Source organism: Bradyrhizobium sp. Ghvi, assembly GCF_900115265.1.
Lineage (GTDB): Bacteria > Pseudomonadota > Alphaproteobacteria > Rhizobiales > Xanthobacteraceae > Bradyrhizobium.
Window position 1 is genome coordinate 42,805 of sequence record NZ_FOVU01000015.1, and the last position, 14,614, is coordinate 57,418.

Sequence of the window (14,614 nt, forward strand, 5' to 3'; positions counted from 1 at the left end):
CGACATGCTGCCGCTATTTCGAAACGGAGGGGAGCTTCTTGCCGGCCGACTGGACCACTGGTTTGCCGGCGTCTCTGCCGAGATTTATCATTTTGCGCCAGGATTGACGAAGCTGTCGTCCACGTGTGCTCAGCAGCACGTAAGATAGAATGCCCAAGGTGGCGAGCGCACCTCCTACAGCGATCGCAATGTGGGTTGAGATGAACTTGGCTTGTTCGGCGGGAGCTGCCGCTGGCACAGCGAAGAGCTCATGCTGAGCCCGCTCAACCGGCACGAATACGACCGCCACCTTGTCGTAGGATAGACCTTCGATGCTGTTGGCGACGAGCATCTTGATCTGCGGCAGCAAGGCTGGGAGCTTCGCGTTCGAGGCGTGTCGAATGAACACCGATGCTGAGGACGGAGTTGCATCCTGTCGCAAAAGATCATTCTTCGGCAGAACGACATGAACACGGGCGGAGATAACCCCGTCGATGTCGCTGATCGTGCGCGACAATTCTTCACTGAGAGCATAGACGTAGCGGGCTCGCTCCTCAACCGGAGAGGCAACGAGGCCCGCCCCCTTGAACACCTCACCAAGGCTCTTGAAGGGTTGGCGCGGCAAGCCCTGATCGTTCAGCAGCTGGATTGAATAGGCGAGCTGCTTTTCTTCCACCTGAATTGTGCTGGTCCCATCCTTACCGACGACACGGATGGCATCGACGCCCTTGCTCAGGAGCAACCCAAGCATCTCGTTAGCTTCACGCTCCTGAACTTTGGTATACAGATCAGCTTTGCAACCGGCCAGGGTTAGCAAAGCCGGCAACAGGACAAGAGCATAAAGCCGCTTGCTTGCAGGCCAGCCGTTATCGATCTGATCTTTCTTCAAGACAGCCAACCGGCCCGCTCAGCCGGCCGATAGAAGCTTGTTCAGGGATGAACTGACGGCACCTGTCCCCTTGGAGAGAAGCGAGACTTGGATGACGTCATTGTAAACATTCCGCAGATTCGCCAGCGCCGAGTCGAAATGATCCGCACCTTCCGGCTTGCCCACTGGATGTACCTCGACTTGCTGTACACGCAAGACTGGCTGGGCCGCCGGGCCGCGCTGGAGACTCTCGGTTAAATCAGCCTCCCCGACGAGCGTCGGCGAAACTGAACCTGGCGGAAATGATTTGCCCTGGTGGAGAGCAGAAATGCTCTGAAGGATGCGATCGCCGAGCGGGCTCGCCTGGGTGACTGCGCGCTGCACTTCCGGCAGCGATGGAGCTGGCGCGTACTCGGTCACAGAAGAGGCCGCACCTTGGTTCGAGGCCGCCTGCGCAAGACTCTCATCGAACTGGGCGCGTGCCGCCGAACAGCCGCTGGAGGCACACTCGACGGAGTTGGCGGAGGCCGACGTAATGCCAAACAACATGGAGGAAATCATTGCTGTCACGTAGTGAGATGAGCCATCCGTTCACACGGATCGGGGCACCGTAGAGAAGCAAGCTGACCAAAAACTGACGAGCATCTGTCACCTAATGATCACGGTCAGCTTTCAATTTGAGACGAAGCACCGGCTTCCAAATTTTGGCACGAATTCCGGTGCTTGTTCGCAAGTGTAAATAGCAGGAATGCTCAACTCATCCATAAGGCGGCACAAATTGAAGAAAGTTCTCTTTGCTGGTGTTTTCATTTGCTTAGGCGTCGTCGAGGCGCTCGGCGCTCCCCTGGCACTGCCGTCGACGCCTTATAGTTACACAGTTCTGGATCAGGACCTCGCGGCCGCACTGCAGGAACTCGGCAACAACCTAAATATCAGAGTCAATGTCAGCGCCGGGGTAAAGGGGCGGATTCGCGGGCGAATGCCCGATCTCCCACCGCGAGAGTTCCTCGAACGGTTGATCAATCTCTACAATCTTCAATGGTACTACGATGGGCTGGTGCTCTACGTATCGGACGCGCATGAGGCGCAAAGCCGCCTTTTGGTCTTGAGTCCAATCAGCTTTGATGCGTTGAAGGCGGCACTCGATGCGCTCAACATCTCCGACGAGCGTTACATCGTGAGAGCCGTACCGGGAGATGGCCTCGTCTTCGCCTCAGGTCCACCCCGCTTTGTCGCGCTTGTGGAGCAAACACTCAAAGGACTTGTGGCGGAGGCGCAGGCACAGCGAAACCCGAGCGGTAACGAAAAGCCACCGCACGAGTCGGTTTTGATGCTATTTCGGGGATCCTCCAGCGTGGTCGTTCGCCAAGGCCGCTCCAATGACGCTCCTTCGCCGGAGACATCACATCAAGAAGGCGTGGTCCACACACCCGATGCAACTAAGAGATGACAACAGATGGTTCAGGAAGAGATCCAATCCGTCTGTTTATGCCCTATGTCAGTTTTTCGAAAGCTACTGCTGCGATTGTCGGAGCGCGGATGTGTAGATGGGATGCCGCAGGACTGCGCAATAAACGTCCAGGCCGGAGCCGGATGCGAACCACCTCCTGGCCAGCAGCATCGGCGGCCGTGCTTTGCCACTGTAGCGCCTCATGCGAGCTTTTGAACAACTCTACGAAATCCGTCATGCAAATGAGCTTCGTCGCATAAAGAATGAAGCCACTCCGTTGCTCAAAAGGAGGAACAGGATGGACTTTAACGTGCTAAGCCCGGCGGACAACCGCCCAGCGCCCCATTTCGTCCTCGTCGCCGGCCCGTTCAAGGGAGTTTGAGCGTGAACTAATGGGATGGCGAAATACCCGAATACAGTCAGAAGCTAATTTGGCAGGATTCGGAGGCAGATCATCGCGTGTCGAGCCATCAGCAAGCGCTCCAAATCCCAACAGCCGATTACTCAACACCGCGCGGAGGCCCCGATTTCGGCAACGATCTTGTTGGCAAGTTCGAGATCCTTGCCTCGTGCGGGCCGGGTCAGCTTACGCTGGACCGTCTCAAGCGGAGCCCACGTTGAGCGCACGGGTTGCTCCGCCGGAAATTGTTCGCCATGGCGCACGGTCGTTCGCGCCAGGTACGAGTGTGTCTTCACTGCTCAAACTGCTGCGCCTGCTCAGATCGAAATGCTAAGAGGCCGCGATCTCACGCCGACGGCGCCTGCCCGATGACCCATTACAGAATGATCGTATCAGAGTGACTAGATAATCGAGAGAGTCCGACGGTATTGTACGGATCATCTTGCCCGGAGCAGATCGAAGCTCAGCTGCGCTTGGCATTCTTCATGTTATCATGCTTAGCCGCTTCGCGAGCCTTCGTTCGATCCGACAGTCAAAGGGCAGAGCCCAGCGAAGGGTCTGAGACGAATACCCCCTCTACTCGCCATTCCGCTGTGTGAGGCACTCCAGGATCGTGGTTGGCGCGGAGGTGAGCGATCGGGCATAACATGCAAGCCGATTTCGATCTCGAGACCCCATCACCGCCTTTCACACTGTCATTTCGCGTGCGGTTGTGAAGCCTCTGGGCGCCGTCAGCTTTTGGAAAGCTAATCGAACCTACTATACGGCGTGAATGTCTAGGGGCGATGTGCCTATAGATTGTAGCGGAACTGAACGCTGGGGCGCACGGAGAAATCGGAAGCAAGTCGTAGGAGCCATCGAATCCGATCGACATTTCTTGCTCGTTGTTCGTCGCGTTTCTCAGTCTGCGCCACATGACCGGCTTGTGGTGCAATGTCAAATCAGAGGACGTATGATGTCAGTCAACAACCTATCGCTAACCGCCAGCTCGTCTTTATCCGGGCTGACCCCCGGGTCCTCATCGGCGCGGGATCTTTCAAACTTCGAGGCGATGCTGGCTAGTTTCTCGTTGAAAGACAAGACCGATGACCGTTCCGCACCGCAGGATCCGGGCGCTGCGGACTCAGCCAAGCAGCTGACGGAGGAACTCACGCAAGAGGTGCGGAACATCATCCCGCCGGAGATCAAGGCCGCACTGGACGCATGTCAACAGGCCCCACAGCCATCCTCCCCGGAGTCGTCCTCCGCTGCGAGCGCCCCGACCATTGCAGAGGCACCCGTACAAAGCTCCAGGATCACGTGGAACAGCGGCACGCTGACTGATCCCGAGCTGCAGATTGTGTCGGTGCTGAATCGACACAAAGACAAATGCCCGCTGGATTGGAAATCTCTTGGAGATTTGGCCAACGATCCCTCCACACCGCCCGATCTAAAGGCGGCGATTGAGGCTCTGCAACAGGACCCAGAGCTCTTCTATGCGATCGGCTCGCAAGGTGACGGCCGCTGCGGCGGGAAAATCAAAGCAGCTGATCTCTCCGGCTTCTCCGATCACCACCCTCAGGTTGCTGCGTTTCAGGAGCAGCGGGCAAAGAGCTATACGCAAAACTACATCCCTTCCGACGGCACCGGGAATGGCGAGCTATCGGTTATGACCGAGACCGATGCATTGCGCGAGCTCTATCGGTATTCCGACAACCTGCCTAAGAACCTGAGCCTTGCGGATTTCAAGCGGATCGTCGACGGCGAAGCGAAAACCGGAAAATGCCCGCCGCAAGTGCTCGCGGCCGCTCAATACTTCCTCGACCACCCGGATGAATGGAAGCAGTTGTATGGTGGCTCCATAGACAAGGTCCACAAAGAGGACTTCCTGCAGGTTGCTTCATCATCGATCAATCTCACGCAAGCCGAGCTCGATACCCTCAATACGATCAGCAAGAACCAAAAGGCTTTCTTCGGGAAGGACGACCTGACCCGGGAAAAGCTGGTGAGTATGGTCGATGACAAGAGCCTCGCGCCCGAGTTGCGAAAGGCGGCCTCCCAGCTGCTCGCCGATCCTGTGCTGTTCGGGCTGATGAACAACGCGATTACGGGCTACAAAACCCACCACAAGTTCTTCGACTTCGGCGGGGGGCATACCGTTGATTCTGGCAACATCAGCAACAGCGACTTCAGTCAGTTCTTCAACAACATGTCAGGCGCGAACCGCACCGTTCAGCAGGTGAAGACGCATAGCGCCCGAACGCCTGCCGAGCAGGACGCTGTCGCGGACATGACGATGGGCGTGGCAGACCAGCCCGACATAAAGTCACCCAAAAAGAACGGTGGCGCCTTCATGCACGCGCTTAATGACGTGCTCAAGGTTGGCTCTAAGGTACTCGACTGGGCCGCAACAGCAGTTGGTGTACTTGGCTTCATTCCAGGCTTGGGTGAGTTGACTGACCTGGCGTCAATGGTGCTCGAAGCGGAGGCGCAAGCTGCGAATCTCCTTCATACTGCGATCAGCGGCGGCAACATAAAGCAAGCGCTGGAAGAAGCCGGGCTGAGCCTTGCGGCACAGGCGGTGGGCTGCATCGCCGGACCTGAGGTCAAATTAGCAATGCGAGAAGGCTTGGTGAAGCAGGCAATTCAAGAAGCCGCGACGGCCGGCATCAACCTGCCCGTGTCGGTGGCCCAGTCCTATGCGGAGGATTATCTGAACAACCTGAAGGCTCGCATCGAGTCCGATCGCTTGCAAGCTGCAGGCGCTTTCGCCTAGGCGGAGAAGCGCATCTTCTCAGGATCGCACTGGAAACGGAGCTTGCGCGGCCTCCGCGCGCTTGGACTTCTCTGCCGAGCAGTAGGTCGCGCAAGCTCTACCAGCATACTTGAGACCGCCACTCATCCGCGGACTCTCGTTCAGCTCTTCACTGCGCACACTATGTTGGCCGCACTCGATCACCCGCCCCCCTGTGAAGTTAGATCGACTGCATACGCCGCCTGTCAGGACCGTGACACTACGCGACAAACCGGCCATAGCCCCGGCCTGCCGATTGCGCACGGATCGAGAGCTCATTGGTCCCGAGCGGCCGAAGTGCTCTGTATCAAGTGGCGGCTCCTGCTCGGTCTCCGTAACAGTGGGGCGCGATCGACGGATCTGCTATGGGCCCGTGAGGACCGATGGGCCTTTCTGTGCCGCTGAATCGACCGTGACTCTGGCTTCCCGCCTCGCTCCCGACCAGGTCAAGCTCCGTGCCGCTTCCCTCACCGCAAGCAAATTGTCGAAAGAGCTCGGAGTTATCACAAGGAACGTGAGCCCGAGATTGCATCACCTCGGCTCGAAGACGGTTCTATTAATGGTGGCTTTGATATTTTGCCTTTTGGAAGCTTTCGAAGCGACGAGCAACGTACTCACCCCACCAAGCCCAACAAGCAATTGTATATCTCAACCATCTGAGCTCCAGCTTTCCGCCGGCAACCTTTCAAATAGGGTCTGCTGGTGAAGACGTTTCATGACGATCCACCATCGGCTTGTTGCGGTTTCTACGACTCGTCAGGTTGCCGAAAGCTAATACTTCCATAATGGAGGTTGGAAACTGTCTCCCTTGGCAGATCTAATTGACGTAGGAGAACCCGATGCGCCTTACGAGCTCTAGCGCCGCTGGACACGTTGATGCTGACATCCATGCTGCTGGCGGCAAAAAGGAATCTCACAAGCCTGGCGAGCGTGACGATCATGGCCGATCGCCTGATGCAAACGTCCCCGTAAATGGCGGCGCATCCACTCCGGGCGGTAACTCGCATGAAGCCGCTATGCAGCAAGCATTCAACGTCGCTCTGGGAGCCATTGCTCTCCAGGTTGCGAATAGTTCAATGAGCGATTTCGACGATGTTATGGCCGAGACAGAGGAGGATTCCTGACGTCGCATGTTGCGACGTTAGGAAATAGGAGCCGCAACTTGCGGCGAACTTGAACACACAGGAGAATAGTATGGCTAACAATGTTGGTGCGTCTCATACCTCGACTGCAGGTGGGGCAGCCGGCACCGCTACTGCTGCAGTAACCTCCACGGCCGCTGAAGCTGCTGGAGAGGCGGCATTCCAACGGCAAATCGCCGCTCTCACTGCGACCAGCACAAAGGCCGCTGAGAGGGACGTGGAAATTCGCGTCGTCTCGACCGAGCTCTCGACCGTCAAGAAAGCGGCCGATGAGCGGGTGCAGTAAGGGATGAGGTGGGGCGGCGTCGTCGCCCCACTTTCCAGGCTGCTTAATCTGTGAAGTCGCAACGGGCCGTACGGTTTTGCCGTACGGTTCCGTTCGTTGTTCAGGAAACCGACCGTGGACGAACCGAATTGCCCGCATTTCGAAGTGTTGTCGGGCTGTTACTCAGGGCTGACAAGTAAATTGGGGGTCGGATCGTGTCTGATTGGCAGCAGCCTCGATGCCGACTTAATCTTCGTTGAACAAGGCCTCGAACCGCACCATCTTCGTGTCACCCCCCATTCCAATTCAATCCAGATCGAGGCCCTTGCGAGGGACGTTAGGATCGAGGGGCACGAGACTGTTTTACCGAACGAGTCCATTGTTGTCCCTCTTCCTGTCGTTTTGCATGCGGGGGCAATGTCCATTCGCTGGACGATCGAGGACTACAAACAAGCTGGCTCCATCGACCGCCGGCGCATATCGCTCGCCTTTCTCGCTTTGGTCCTGATCAGTTCTGCCGCGGCTGGCGCATTCTCATCCACTTTTGCTCAGACCGACACCACTGTGGCGTCAAGTCCATCCCCTGCTGCACCCAAGCTGGCGCTCAGCACTCCTGATTCTCTGGCCACCGATGCAGCTGCCGAGCGGCTGCAAGAGGAGATTGACAGAGCGGGCCTTGTCGGCATCAAGGTCGGCTCTGGGGCGGGCGTTGTCACCGCCGACGGCACCGTTACGCCCGCCTCGCTCGCCACATGGCGAGACGTCCAGCAGCGGTTTGATCACGATAGCAATGGCGCTTATACGCTCGTCAATACGGTGGCTATCAAGGATGAGAAGACGCCTCCCGCAATCGGGGTTGAAGCAGTTTGGCGCGGGAGCGACCCCTATATTGTCATTGCTGGTCAAAAGTATTTCGTCGGCGCGCTCCTGAGCAATGGATGGACCGTCTACGGCATTGAGGAAGGGCGTGTTCTGCTGAGCCGGGATGGCCGGCTTGCCACTCTATCCTATTAGCGTTTTAGGCCGCAGGTAAGGAAGCAAAGTGCCATGACTAGGCTGCCCCCGAATCTCGTCGAGCCCGGCACCTCTTTTCAGGGGCCACACGTTGATCATCATGCATCTGCCATTACGCCGGCCAATTCTCGAGCCAAGTCCATCGGGCTTGACCGGACGCGTGGCAATGATGACAAGAGCCACACCTCGATTTCTCGTCATAATGACGTGCTGGATCGGTTGGTGGACGCCACGATCGAGAGCGCGCTCGAGCTCAGTTCGATCGCTGCAGTTTCGCGCATCAATTTCGACGCGGCGCGCGCCGCGCCACGTCAGATCGAGCCAGGCTCAGAACTCGCGTGGCTTAATGAGCCCAATCTCGCGCACAGTCTGCTCTCCTTCGTGACGCCGCGCTTACGTCATGCGCATGTTCTGCGTCCTGAGCAACACGGCCTTCTTCTGGAGCGTTTGGCTGATACGCTATCAGCCGCGCCGGAGGATTTGGTGCCACGTGAAGGGACCGCCCTTCTGCAACTGGAACTGCAACGTTTAATCCTGCTCCGGCAGAGTCACAACGGCTTGATCAAAGGCTAGCGATGGTCGGGCCAGACAAAGTGCAACACTTCACATCTACACAGCCGCCAATCGTTTCCGAAGCCGGCGCTGTCGACCTGATCTCCGGGCCGGAGCGAGATTTGCTCTGCGTGCTTTCTTATGTCTACCTTGCGTGCGGACAGAGCGCCAAGAGCCTGGCTCTGTTGCGGCTGGTCGCTCACGAACAGTCTCAAGACATCGGCCTGCTTCGCATCCTAGCCTACGCTCTCATCTCGGAGCGTCGCGGTGACGAAGCACTGTCGGTATTGGACAGGCTTGACAAACTGGATGACGAGCCGTCTTCGTGTCTGCCCTTGATGCTGATGCGCAGCCACGCCCTGCGTCACGCTGGCCGCATGACCGAAGCGCAAGCCGTCTTCAAACGCTATGTTTTGTTGCGGGGCAGCACAGCTGCGATCAAACAACAATAAGGCTTCTCATGGCCAACCTGCTACGAAATCTCATCACGCGCGCGCCGGCTCACCCGGATTTGATGGTCGCGTTGATGCTTCTTCTGGCGATCGGAATGATGATCATGCCGATCCCGATCGTCGTGATCGACATGCTGATCGGCTTCAATCTAGGGTTTGCCATATTGCTGTTGATGGTAGCCCTGTATCTCAACACGCCGCTCGACTTTTCGTCCCTGCCGGGCGTCATCCTGATCTCCACCGTCTTTCGTCTCGCTCTTACCGTTGCAACGACGCGACTGATCCTAGCCGAGGGCGATGCCGGCAGCATCATCCATACGTTCGGCGATTTCGTCATATCCGGCAACATCGCCGTCGGCATTGTCATATTCCTGATCGTGACCATGGTGCAGTTCATGGTTCTCGCCAAGGGCGCCGAGCGGGTGGCGGAGGTATCGGCGCGCTTCACGCTCGATGCACTACCGGGCAAGCAGATGGCTATCGACGCGGAGCTGCGCAACGGCCATATCGATCAGCACGAAGCCCGCAGCCGGCGCGGCGTGCTGGAGCGAGAAAGCCAACTGCACGGCGCGATGGACGGCGCCATGAAATTCGTGAAGGGCGATGCCATAGCCGGACTCATAGTCATCTGCATCAACATGCTGGGTGGCATCACGATCGGATCGCTCTCCAAGGGCATGTCCCTTGAGGAGGCGATGCATCAATACACCATCCTGACGATCGGTGATGCGCTCATTTCGCAAATTCCGGCCCTGCTGCTGTCAATTACAGCCGCAACCATTGTCACTCGTGTCAACGGTCCTTCGAGACTCAATCTCGGCGCCGATATCGTCAACCAACTTACGGCCAGCACACAAGCGCTACGCTTGGCCTCCTGTGTCTTGCTTGCGATGGGATTCGTTCCTGGCTTCCCTTTGCTCCCCTTTGTCATACTGGCCGCGCTGTTCTCAGCCGGCAGCTTTCTCAAGGTTGGCGCGCAAGAGGCCAAGACCGCTCCCAAGACCAGCGCCGGTCCCAGCGGTTCGGCTCCCGCTTCCGCACAAAGTCAGAAACGAACCGTGCCCGCGGAGGCACTTCCGATTACGCTGTTGCTGGCGCCGAGCCTGATGCAGGCAATCGACGTAGGGGAACTCGAGCAGTGCGTCGCAGGGGTTTCGGCACTGGTTTCAGCTGATCTTGGCATCACAATTCCACGCATTCCCGCCCAAAGCGCACAGCACCTGGCCCAATCGCAATTCCGGGTGGATGTCGAAGGAGTGCCGGTGGAAGGCGGCGCCATTGACCCGACACAGCTCTTACTTAACGACGACGTGGCGAACATTGAATTGAGCGGGATCCCCTTTTGGCAGGACCCAGACACGAATCGGATCTGGATCGAACAAGGCCATGCGCCTGCTCTCAAAGCTGCCGGAATAGGGCACCACCGTCCGAGCGAAATCATCGCCTTGGGCGTCCAGTCGACGTTGACACGCTATGCACAGCGTCTGGTGGGCATTCAGGAAACACGTCAGTTGCTTAGCCGGATGGAGCAGGAATATGCCGATCTGGTGAAGGAGGTGCTGCGCACGACACCGATCCCTCGCATCGCGGATGTCCTACGTCGCTTGCTGGACGAGGGCATCCCGATCCGGAACACCCGTTTGGTTCTGGAGGCGCTTGCAGAATGGAGCGAACGGGAGCAAAATGCCGTACTGCTCACCGAATATGTGCGCTCGGTTCTGAAGCGGCAGATCTGTCACCGCTATGCCAACGCCCATCGTGTTGTGGCGGCCTTTATCATCGAGCGTGAGACCGAGGATATCGTGCGAGGCGCGGTGCGCGAGACCGCTGTCGGTCCCTACCTCGTTTTGGAGGATCGGCAGAGCGAGATGCTACTTTCACAGTTTCGCCAGATCCATTCGAGCATCGCGCGCAGTCAGAACCAGCCAGTTATCCTGGGCTCGATGGATATCCGGCGCTTCGTCCGCGGCTTTCTCACCCGCAATGGAATAGACCTACCTGTTCTCTCGTATCAGGATCTCGCCTCGGATTTCACCGTCCAGCCGATTGGCTCGGTCAAACTTGCGCCTGGCAAGGACAAGATTCCGACAGGCGGCCATCGTGACCTTCTCCCTGTGGCTGGCTGACGAGCACAGGTGTGTGGTCGTGAGGTCGCTTATGAATTCATGTAAGATTAATTTTCCGCGGCGCTGGCGTAACTTTCGTCGCGATTCGTGCTCGGCCTTTCTCCCCATGCTTGTCATCGTGCTGCTCGCGGGTTGCGCTAACTCGCACAAGTCGGGTCTTTCAGAGCAGCCGGCGTCTACGGCAGAGCTGGTTGAGGCCAAGGAGGTCGATCCCGCTATGCGCGAGCGCATCTCTCACGCCCTCGGTCAGGATGCTGACGAGAGGGCTTTGCGCGATGCGCTGAAGCAACGACCGGATAATGTCGATGCAGCGATAACTCTTGCGCGGGGCCTGCTGATGCGTGAAAGGTCCGATGAGGCACTTGAGGTGCTCGACAATATCTTGCTTGCAGCACCCGGCGACCTGCGCGCACTGAACGCCAAAGGTGTTGTGCTCGATCACGAAGGCCGCCATCACGAGGCGCAAACGCTATACCGCCAGGCTCTGGCAATTGACCCAGCAAATCCGATGTTGAGCAACAATCTCAAGCTGTCGCTCGCCCTTGAAGAGACGACGCAGAACGGCAATCCGGGCCCGGTACTGCGAGCGGATGGTCGGCACGCACCGCACAGTTAGATGTAGCCAACGAACAAGAGCGGATCGCAGTTGCTCGGTGCTTCTCTGTCAGTTTACCGACAGCTAGCTGATTATCAGCCGCCGTGGAGGCTCAAGAGTTAAATTCCCGGCGAAGCGACAGTTCGTACAATGAAACCGGCATGTATAACCAGATCAGTAACCCAACCACACGCCAAGTGTATCCGCGACCGACCCACGAACAATGCTCGTTCTGAACTGATAGTCAAACGTTTCCAGGACATAGTCTCTGCTCAAGATTCCGGCGCCATCGAATTCTTCCTCCAGTCGATCTTGGATGGCGACCCCGCCGTACTCGCTCATTTCCGAGCCGCCAGTGTTTGATATCTCAAAGTGTTCCGTCAGCCTACCAAAACAAGGAGACGACGGCATCCTTTGTAAGTTTGTAGCATGTGCTGTGTGAAGCGTACGACAACAGATGACACAATGTTGCGCCGCAGCGCTCGCACCTGTAGGCGATTAGGGGCACTCGGATGATCACGCCGTTTCGACGGAACTGGAGTCCAAAAGAATTATTCGACGCTCTTACGCCGGCGATGTTTGCCGCCGAGCCGTCGGCTGTCCGGGCACGTTGGGACAAATTATGGCCTGATCTGTACACGGAATATGACGCCCGTTATCTGAAACAAGAATTAGTGGCGCGAAATCTTATTGCTTCCGATGAAGCCGCGGCATTCTTCAACGCTTGGGCGATTGATGAAGAGCGCCACACCGACGGATTCATCCGAATCATTGAACTTGTCGCTGACGGATCGGAAAAGGATCTTCGGGCGAGATTGGAGGCCCGAACGCATGATTTTGGTCCGATCGTTGAACACCTGAAGGACGAATTCTCTCTAATGGTTATAATCGCGTTTGATGAGATGTGCACTTGCCGCGCCTATGCAGCAGAAAAGCCATTTTATGACGCCCTTGGGAACAATACGTTCCATCATTGGCTGCGGCAGGTTATTGCCGACGAGGCGGTCCACTCGATGAATGCCGTCAACGTTATCCGCGCACGCTATCGCGACCGCATCGACCAAGCCGCCACAATTCTCGATAACCTAATCCGTGCGGCCGATAATCTACGTTATTCAGGCACCTTCGTCCTCGACTACTTCGGCGCAGTGTACTCCAAGGAGCTGCTCGCCGACTCCCGCCTCGCGACCATGAGAAATATTGCCAAGCCACTCATCGTTTAGAGCAACATCTGTAACAGCGAACCTGCCGAGAGTTGCACCGGCGTCATATCGCCGCTGAACCCCACCTTTTCAGTCCATTCTGTCAGTACGCCAAGTTGCCCTGACGCGTTGTGCGCAATGTCGCGTTCACGACATGTCGACGGTTCACCTTTGGCCGCGCCAGTTCTGTTTTGTGTCCAGTTGGCGTGCGCGCGACCGTGAGTACGCCATCCCGCAATTGGTCCGGCCTTTGCTCTGCTGTTTTGCCAAACGACGTGCGGCTGCCCGCTTTGTCGGATTTGTCCGCCATAAACGTGGATCACTATGGAACGAAAGGCGATGCCATGAAGAACCGGATTTCGGTCACCGCCAAGGCGGGAGGCACCGCCGCCAATGCCTCCGACTCGACGACGACCACCGTGCTGGCGGTCGAGCACAGAATGGATGATAGCACTGACTTACATCTTCCTGGAGAGGGGAGCGTCGTTGCCGACACGGTCAGATCAGATCGACCAGCTAGTTTCACGCTTCAGAATGGCCTGCAGGTGGTCGTGATCCCGGATCATCGCACACCCGTTGTGACTCAGATGATCTGGTATAAGGTCGGTTCCGCAGACGAGCCGCCTGGCAAATCGGGGCTTGCGCATTTCCTCGAACACCTGATGTTCAAGGGCACTTCCAAACATCGGGCGAATGAATTCTCCAAGGCCGTGCTGCGCGCCGGCGGCAATCAAAACGCCTTCACCGGATTCGACTACACCAGCTACTTCCAGCGCGTGCCGCGCGAGCACCTCGGCAAGATGATGGAATTTGAAGCCGACCGCATGACCGGTCTCGTTCTCAAAGATGAGAACGTGCTATCCGAGCGCGACGTCGTGCTGGAGGAGTTCAATATGCGCGTCGCCAACCGTCCAGGTGAACGGCTCGCTGAGCAGATGATGGCGGCGCTTTACCTCAACCACCCCTACGGTCGCCCCATTATCGGATGGCGCCAGGAAATCGAAAGGCTTACCCAAGAGGACGCGCTTACCTTCTACAAGCGCTTCTATGCACCGAACAACGCGATCCTGATTGTGGCTGGCGACGTCGCCCCTGAGGAAATCCGCTCGATGGTGAAGGAGACGTTCGGCGGCATCCCCACGCAACCATCGATTCCCCTGGAACGCCTGCGGCCGCAGGAGCCGACGCCGGCGGCAGCGCGCACAGTGACGTTGGCCGATTCCCGCGTCGAGCAGCCAGCGCTGCACCGCTATTATCTCGTACCGTCGGCTCGCACCGCAGCCGCCGGCGAGAGCCAAGTGCTTGACGTGCTAGAGCAGTTGATGGGCGGCAGCGTCAACTCATATCTCTATCGCTCGCTGGTGGTCGAAAAGCAGCTCGCGGTCACAGCCAGAGCGAGCTACCACTCTGCCGCGCTCGATCCCTCGCTATTCGCGATCTCTGCCATACCAAAACCTGGCGTCAAACTCAGCCAGATCGAGCGCTCCATCAACGAGGTAATCGCCGATCTTGCACGTAGTCCCGCGAGCGCCGAAGATCTAGAGCGGGTCAAAACGCGCCTGATCGCGCAGGTAACCTACGGCCGGGACAATCAGGAAATGCTCGCGCGCCGGTATGGCCGCGGCCTGGCAACGGGACTATGCATCGACGATATTCGAGGCTGGCCGGACGGCATCCGCGCGGTCGGTGCACAGCAGGTGCGCGAGGCCGTGCGGAAATGGCTCGACAAGAAACGATCGGTGACCGGCTATCTCATCAAAGAGTCTGCGCCAAAACACGGGGAGAAGCTCTAGTGG

General features: G+C 57.7%; 13 protein-coding genes. 11 read left to right on the forward strand and 2 right to left on the reverse strand.

The features are described 5' to 3' along the window. Nucleotides 1-13: 13 nt before the first annotated feature. Nucleotides 14-853, reverse strand: coding sequence for a type III secretion system inner membrane ring lipoprotein SctJ (sctJ, locus tag BM374_RS33430; protein WP_502689483.1), 840 nt, complete (start codon nucleotides 851-853; stop codon nucleotides 14-16). A 33-nt stretch (nucleotides 854-886) separates the two neighbouring features. After that, nucleotides 887-1,396: a nodulation protein NolB gene (locus BM374_RS33435; RefSeq protein WP_177248714.1), complete on the reverse strand. Its 510-nt coding sequence runs from the start codon at nucleotides 1,394-1,396 to the stop codon at nucleotides 887-889. Between the two features lie 199 nt (nucleotides 1,397-1,595). Between BM374_RS33435 and BM374_RS33440 the strand changes: the two genes are divergently transcribed. The 11 genes from BM374_RS33440 to BM374_RS33485 all read left to right on the forward strand — a co-directional run bounded on the left by BM374_RS33440 (nucleotide 1,596) and on the right by BM374_RS33485 (nucleotide 14,611). Beyond that, a complete protein-coding gene (locus BM374_RS33440) occupies nucleotides 1,596-2,297 on the forward strand; it encodes a secretin N-terminal domain-containing protein (RefSeq protein ID WP_092302623.1) in 702 nt (233 codons plus the stop codon). Between the two features lie 1,355 nt (nucleotides 2,298-3,652). Beyond that, on the forward strand, nucleotides 3,653-5,452 hold the full coding sequence (locus BM374_RS33445) for an HrpF/NolX family T3SS translocon protein (RefSeq protein WP_283807100.1): 1,800 nt from the start codon (nucleotides 3,653-3,655) through the stop codon (nucleotides 5,450-5,452). Between the two features lie 857 nt (nucleotides 5,453-6,309). Continuing rightward, a complete protein-coding gene (locus BM374_RS38190) occupies nucleotides 6,310-6,594 on the forward strand; it encodes a hypothetical protein (protein WP_143270316.1) in 285 nt (94 codons plus the stop codon). 70 nt (nucleotides 6,595-6,664) lie between these two features. Continuing rightward, nucleotides 6,665-6,898: a nodulation protein NopA gene (locus BM374_RS33450; protein WP_092302627.1), complete on the forward strand. Its 234-nt coding sequence runs from the start codon at nucleotides 6,665-6,667 to the stop codon at nucleotides 6,896-6,898. A 114-nt stretch (nucleotides 6,899-7,012) separates the two neighbouring features. After that, entirely contained in the window at nucleotides 7,013-7,891 is an 879-nt protein-coding gene (locus BM374_RS33455) for a SctD/MshK family protein (protein WP_092302729.1), read from the forward strand. A 33-nt stretch (nucleotides 7,892-7,924) separates the two neighbouring features. Continuing rightward, nucleotides 7,925-8,464: a hypothetical protein gene (locus tag BM374_RS33460; protein WP_092302629.1), complete on the forward strand. Its 540-nt coding sequence runs from the start codon at nucleotides 7,925-7,927 to the stop codon at nucleotides 8,462-8,464. 2 nt (nucleotides 8,465-8,466) lie between these two features. After that, nucleotides 8,467-8,895: a type III secretion apparatus assembly chaperone SctY gene (gene sctY, locus BM374_RS33465; RefSeq protein WP_092302631.1), complete on the forward strand. Its 429-nt coding sequence runs from the start codon at nucleotides 8,467-8,469 to the stop codon at nucleotides 8,893-8,895. 8 nt (nucleotides 8,896-8,903) lie between these two features. Beyond that, nucleotides 8,904-11,021 carry a type III secretion system export apparatus subunit SctV gene (gene sctV / locus BM374_RS33470; RefSeq protein WP_092302633.1) on the forward strand — a complete coding sequence of 706 codons (2,118 nt, stop codon included), beginning with the start codon at nucleotides 8,904-8,906 and terminating at the stop codon, nucleotides 11,019-11,021. Between the two features lie 106 nt (nucleotides 11,022-11,127). After that, nucleotides 11,128-11,637, forward strand: a complete 510-nt coding sequence (locus BM374_RS33475; protein ID WP_092302635.1) for a tetratricopeptide repeat protein — start codon at nucleotides 11,128-11,130, stop codon at nucleotides 11,635-11,637. A gap of 491 nt (nucleotides 11,638-12,128) precedes the next feature. Next, nucleotides 12,129-12,839 (forward strand): hypothetical protein, encoded by a 711-nt coding sequence (locus BM374_RS33480; protein ID WP_244552790.1) that lies wholly within the window; start codon nucleotides 12,129-12,131, stop codon nucleotides 12,837-12,839. 419 nt (nucleotides 12,840-13,258) lie between these two features. Continuing rightward, a complete protein-coding gene (locus BM374_RS33485) occupies nucleotides 13,259-14,611 on the forward strand; it encodes a M16 family metallopeptidase (RefSeq protein WP_092302733.1) in 1,353 nt (450 codons plus the stop codon). Nucleotides 14,612-14,614 lie beyond the last annotated feature (3 nt).